This is a genomic window from Neisseria sp. HMSC061B04, assembly GCF_001836705.1.
In the GTDB taxonomy this organism is placed as follows: domain Bacteria; phylum Pseudomonadota; class Gammaproteobacteria; order Burkholderiales; family Neisseriaceae; genus Neisseria.
The window spans coordinates 7,876-12,448 of the sequence record NZ_KV830223.1 but is presented as its reverse complement, the minus strand read 5'-3'; the positions used below and the strand labels follow the sequence as shown (position 1 = coordinate 12,448).

Genomic DNA, 4,573 nt, shown 5'->3' with positions numbered 1-4,573 from the left:
TTTTTAGTATAAAATCAATAGGTTTTAAGAGAAATTTGGCAGCTTAATCTTGCCGTAACTCTACCACTTAATTATTGGTTAGTGGAATAGGGTAGAGAGCAGGGAGCCTTAGTACGATACCAAGTATCTTCAACTCACAGACTGTCACTCTATCACTGATAGCAGGCTGGAATAGGACGGACAAAGATTTTGAATTGCCCAAATTCAACCGTTCAGACGGCCTTCTTCCCGTTAATCCTTCCCCCTTTACCAGTGGCATTATCACAGATACCATATCAAATTCGTTGTCATGATTTATTTGATTGCTTATACACCTATTTTATCTGTTAAAGATGAAGTATATTCGTTGAACCTTTTTATTTCGGTCGAGTACGTCGTAGGCAAAGCGGTAGCGCGCACCGTTTTCGTTGGTGATTGCTGACCGACTATTTTTCCAGGCATACCTCTGTCAGTATTTTTTGGATAAAAATTATAGGGAAGGTCGTCTGAGAATTGATTTCAGACGACCTTGATGTTTGGTTGGGTCTCGACCCAACCTACGCTTGCTGCTTTTGAACTGTTTTGTTGCATTGAAAAGCAGCCTGCACTTTTTCAGGTAGCCTGAAGGGAGTGCGTGGGCAGCACATACCCACCCCTTGCAGGCTAGGGCTTGCTCAGTTGGATAGAGTATCTGGCTACGAACCAGAGGGTCGGGCGTTCGAATCGCTCCGGGTGCGCCACAGAAAATCTCCGCGCCCATCGTCTAGCGGTTAGGACATCGCCCTTTCACGGCGGTAACCGGGGTTCGATTCCCCGTGGGCGTGCCAGTTACTTTAAAATAAGCCATCACTAAAGAATAGTGATGGCTTATTTTTTCATGTTTAGTGGCGACGTTTCTCGTTGAGCAAGGCTATGAAAATGTGTTTAGCCTAATTGGTGGGTTTGATGGTTGGGAGTAGACAGGTTTACCAATAGAAACGGCTTATTAATATTTTTCGTTGATTTAAAATGCTGTTAATCTGATGCCTATTTTCTAATAGGGGAATTCAGTAGACATAAAACCGGCTTAAATAAATAAAAAGTGCGATGAAATCTGATTTCACTGCACTTTTCTTGATTTAGGCTTATTCTCCTACTTTCTTTAACAACTCATCCGCCGCTAAAATCCCAAGATTATTTGACGCAAGCGGGCTGTCGCCGGTTAGTACATTACGATCTTTGTTCACTTGACCGGTAATGCCTTCATTTAACACTTTCACGCCTAACGCTTCTAAACGTTCTGCCAATAACCATTGTAATTTGCCTGGAATGTAGCCGATATCCACGTTTGCGCCTTCGTCTAACGCATCTGGGAATACGCAAATCTCATAACCTTTGAATGGGAAATCTTCAGTTCTTTCGCCTACGCTTGCTGCTAAGAATGCCGCAGGACCGTGACATAAGCTGATGATATATTTATCATTTGCAAATGCCCAATTTAACACCGCCTTCATATCGGTGCTGAACGGTAAGCCGTGCAATGCTGCGTGACCACCTGGGATTAACACGCCTAAGTATGGTGAATCTTCCGCGGTGACTTCCGCCAAAATATCCGCTAATTTGTGTGGATTTTTGAATTTCGGCAAGTAGGTTTCGTATAAGCCCATTACCGCTTCATCTTCGGTTGGCATAGCCCACATTTCAAATTTTACTGAGTTACCTGAAAGGGTTGCTACTTCAATTTCAAAACCAGCGTGGTGAATGTGTAACATTGGCAACATTGTTTCCACAGGGTGGTTACCTGTCGAGAATAATTTGCCATTTTTCATTTCAAGATAACGCTCGTCTGATGCGACCATTAAAATTTTGTGTTTGCCGCCTGTGTAAGGTTTGTTGAATTTAAAACCGTCGAAATCCGTTTTTTTCGCCACATATTGGCTTAATGAGTATGTTGAAGGGAAAAACGCATTATGTTCTGCACGGTCTGCCACAGGACTTTTGAGATCTGCCATTTTGTTCTCCTAATGTTAAAAGAAAATTTAAAACAGGTTACTTGTCTTAACGATGTGAAGTATAAGCCTAGTTTTTTGAAATGAAAATCAATAAAATGAGAATAGACTATTCTTAAAAAAGGAATAATGATGAATAAATTAGAGGCTCTTCGCTATTTTTGCTCTGCAGCGGAAACCTTAAATTTTCGCGAAACGGCTCAGCGGCTTGCCGTTTCACCTCAAGTGGTAACAAGAATGATCGCCGATCTTGAGGCTTTATTAGGTGAAAGTATGTTTAAACGTAACACACGAAATATCAAGCTAACAGAGTTTGGCGAACAATTTTTGCCGAAAGCCATACAATATTTGGCGGAAGGTGAACGGCTATTTTCCATAAACAATGTGAAAGATAAAGCAATGCAAGGCGTCGTGAGAATTACTTTGCCTCCGATGCCTTATAACGATGAAATTTTGTTTGAATTATTAACTGCACTTGAGCCTTACCCGGATATTGCGATTGACTGGAGGGTGGGCATTGATAAGCTCAAAAGTGTGGATGACCAGATCGATATTGGCTTGCGAATTTGTCAAGAACCCGAGCTGGATTGGGGGGCGCAGCATATTTGCACTTTTTCGGAAAAAATTGTCGCTTCGCCAACTTTGCTCAAGCGATTAGATTTTCCTAAAGATCTGCAAGATTTAGCTCAAAATTATCCGCTGAGTGGTTTGATTGACCCTAAGCTTAAACGTATTTGGCAGTGGCAAATCAATGCTGAACAACGCTTTATGCCAAACCGCGCGATTTTTTTTGCCTCAGATGTGCAAAGCGAACTGCAATCAGCATTGGCTGGACGCACTTGCTCTTATATTATCAACAGTGTTTGTGATCCCTATTTAGAAAACGGTCAATTGGTGGAGCTCTTCCCTGAAATTGAAAAGCAAAAATGGCAGCTTTATTTGTATCGACCATATCAAACGATTGTTGCCGAGCGGGTGATATGGGTATATAACAAACTAAAAGAGATCTTGTTAGCGAAAATGGTTAAGGCATAAAAACATGGCGAGATAATCTCGCCATGTTTTTTCACAATAGCTTATCCACAATCGCTTTCAACATCGTGTAAGATTGGGCTTGCTTTTGTTCATCAAAAATATAGCTCACCGCCATAATTTCATCAAAATGTACCCGTTCACGTAATTGCTTGAGTTGAAAATCCACGCTTTCAGGACTACCGATAAGCGAACAAGCAGTCATTTGTTCTACAACGGCTCGCTCTTGGTTGTAAATCGGGATTTCCTCGAAATCGACTGGACCAAAGTGCGGTTTCTTTTGGGCATGCATTTGGGCTTTCCAAACATCTTCCTCTGATGCCAAAGGTGGTTGTAAATTTTGTTGCGCGTTAGTCACCACGTTTAAGAAAAATAGTGTTTGTGTTGTCGCTAATTGTTTCGCTTCTTTATCGGTTTCAGCGACAATCGCGTTCACCCCTAAGATGACATAAGGCTCAGCAAGATAGGTAGAGGGTTTGAAGTTTTTGCGATAAATATCTACCGCCATTTCCATCATGCGTGGCGCAAAGTGTGAAGCAAAGGCGTAAGGCAAGCCAAGCTCTGCCGCAAGATACGCACTTTCGGTGCTAGATCCTAAAATGTAAAATGGTATATTCAAGCCCGCAGAAGGATAAGCTGATACAGGGTTACAGTCTTTAAAGTAACCGCGAAGTTCTGCAATTTCCGCAGGGAAGTCCAGACTATTTCGTCCACGACGAAGTGCTGCAGCCGTTTGCATATCCGTTCCTGGTGCACGGCCTAAACCGAGTTCAACACGGTTTGGATAAAGCGTCTCCAGTGTGCCATATTGCTCAGCTACTACATACGGCGAATGATTCGGTAACATCACACCACCTGACCCCACACGCAAAGTTTTCGTATTGGCTAGCGTATGTTGAATTAAAAGTGCGGTCGCTGAACTCACCAAATTTTTCATATTATGATGCTCAGCAATCCAATAGCGTTCAATGCCAATGTTCTCTGCATGTTTTGCAAGATTCACCATCGAATCGACCGCTTGCAAATAAGTTTGCCCTTCACGAACGGGGGCAAGATTGAGAATAGAAAGTTTCATGGTGTTTCTCCTTATTGATTGAGCAAAGTGAAATCCAACATCACTTTCCCAATATGCAAGCCTTTGTCCATTTCTATATGGGCTTTTGCTACGTCTTTAAAATCAAATACTTGATGAATAATCGGTTTGCCGATTTCACCGTTGCCGAGTTTTTCCCAGAGCTCGTTGCGTAAGGATTGCATGATTTCTGCCTTTACTAATTTGGTGCGACTGCGCATTGTTGAGCCGGTGATTATGAATATTGATATCTATTGGCTGAATCATACTTTATTTTAAGATAAAAAAAAGCTTAGTGAGAAAAAAGAGAATATTGAGATGAGGGAACGTGAATTAGTTTAGTAGGTTTAAATAAACGAGCAACAGATATCTTAATGAACAAATGCTAGCATTATGAATTTAACATAATATAAATTATTTTCCTTTTTCCTATTCTTCTACAAATTCCGCTTCTTGTTCCTATATGTTAAATGAGAATTAATGATACTCTAGAGAGTATGCT

4 protein-coding genes and 1 tRNA gene are annotated in these 4,573 nt (G+C 41.4%); 2 read left to right on the top strand and 3 right to left on the bottom strand.

Features of this window, described 5'->3' with window-relative positions:
* The first annotated feature begins 731 nt into the window (after positions 1-731).
* Positions 732-806 (top strand) — tRNA-Glu (locus HMPREF2661_RS09070).
* A gap of 297 nt (positions 807-1,103) precedes the next feature.
* Here the strand turns inward: HMPREF2661_RS09070 and hchA are convergent.
* The gene (hchA, locus tag HMPREF2661_RS09065; RefSeq protein WP_070823459.1) at positions 1,104-1,970 is read right to left on the bottom strand and encodes a glyoxalase III HchA; all 867 of its coding nucleotides are present in this window, start codon (positions 1,968-1,970) and stop codon (positions 1,104-1,106) included.
* Positions 1,971-2,099: 129 nt separating this feature from the next.
* Between hchA and HMPREF2661_RS09060 the strand changes: the two genes are divergently transcribed.
* Positions 2,100-3,002, top strand: coding sequence for a LysR family transcriptional regulator (locus HMPREF2661_RS09060; protein WP_084824328.1), 903 nt, complete (start codon positions 2,100-2,102; stop codon positions 3,000-3,002).
* Between the two features lie 31 nt (positions 3,003-3,033).
* Here the strand turns inward: HMPREF2661_RS09060 and HMPREF2661_RS09055 are convergent, their stop codons facing one another.
* Together HMPREF2661_RS09055 and HMPREF2661_RS11290 are read right to left on the bottom strand one after the other, a co-directional pair.
* Positions 3,034-4,074: an LLM class flavin-dependent oxidoreductase gene (locus tag HMPREF2661_RS09055; protein WP_070823456.1), complete on the bottom strand. Its 1,041-nt coding sequence runs from the start codon at positions 4,072-4,074 to the stop codon at positions 3,034-3,036.
* 11 nt (positions 4,075-4,085) lie between these two features.
* Positions 4,086-4,256 carry a hypothetical protein gene (locus HMPREF2661_RS11290; protein ID WP_199900461.1) on the bottom strand — a complete coding sequence of 57 codons (171 nt, stop codon included), beginning with the start codon at positions 4,254-4,256 and terminating at the stop codon, positions 4,086-4,088.
* Between the last annotated feature and the right edge of the window lie 317 nt (positions 4,257-4,573).

What these genes read in the sequence shown, in the direction of transcription:
- HMPREF2661_RS11290 (WP_199900461.1), bottom strand. Translation starts at nt 4,256, where the DNA reads ATGCAATCCTTACGCAACGAGCTCTGGGAAAAACTCGGCAACGGTGAA.
- hchA (WP_070823459.1), bottom strand. Translation starts at nt 1,970, where the DNA reads ATGGCAGATCTCAAAAGTCCTGTGGCAGACCGTGCAGAACATAATGCG.
- HMPREF2661_RS09055 (WP_070823456.1), bottom strand. Translation starts at nt 4,074, where the DNA reads ATGAAACTTTCTATTCTCAATCTTGCCCCCGTTCGTGAAGGGCAAACT.
- HMPREF2661_RS09060 (WP_084824328.1), top strand. Translation starts at nt 2,100, where the DNA reads ATGAATAAATTAGAGGCTCTTCGCTATTTTTGCTCTGCAGCGGAAACC.